The sequence below is a fragment of the Mesorhizobium sp. M5C.F.Ca.IN.020.32.2.1 genome (assembly GCF_004023105.1).
Taxonomy (GTDB): domain Bacteria; phylum Pseudomonadota; class Alphaproteobacteria; order Rhizobiales; family Rhizobiaceae; genus Mesorhizobium; species Mesorhizobium wenxiniae.
In genome coordinates, this window is sequence record NZ_RZSX01001619.1 from 1 (window position 1) to 522 (window position 522).

The 522-nt window shown below is 55.0% G+C and carries 1 protein-coding gene; it reads left to right on the forward strand.

Annotated features, from left to right (window positions below; all coding sequences use genetic code 11):
* A partial coding sequence (locus tag EOA86_RS39795; RefSeq protein WP_206630292.1) for a hypothetical protein occupies window positions 1-286 on the forward strand: 286 nt, incomplete at its 5' end.
* Window positions 287-522 lie beyond the last annotated feature (236 nt).

Genomic DNA, 522 nt, shown 5'->3' on the forward strand with positions numbered 1-522 from the left:
AAATAGAGCCGTTCGATGGTTTCCGGCTTGCGCATGCTTGCTCCTGTCGTATGAACAAAAGCAGAACACCCGCCGCCGGTTCCTCGTCAAGAGGAATTTTTTCTTATGCGCGATTTGTCTGGCGCGCTCCTGCAGCATCCATGATTCGCAGGCCGTGATCAGTCAGGCCGAGAGACGTGCGGCTCCCCGCCGTCAAAACGGGATGCTGGACCACAGCAAGCTTATGATCGAGCAAAATCCGGACACGGCGCCACGGCAAATCGAGTTCTTCGCCGCACGCGATTAACTCCATGTCAGCCAGGGCATTGCGCCGTTGATCATCCGTCATGGGCAGCGCTGCGTGCCAGTCTATCGAGCTCATTTCGTTTTCCAGACCTGATTTTTCGTCCTTTCGTCCGCTTACTACGGGCAGTATTCCGCGCCGGACAACAATTTTCACAGCTAGTAAATCCGACGCTTGTGCCCGAAACGAAATACCGTTCTCGACCCGTTTACGTCGTTAGGGTTCGGGAACGATAACGC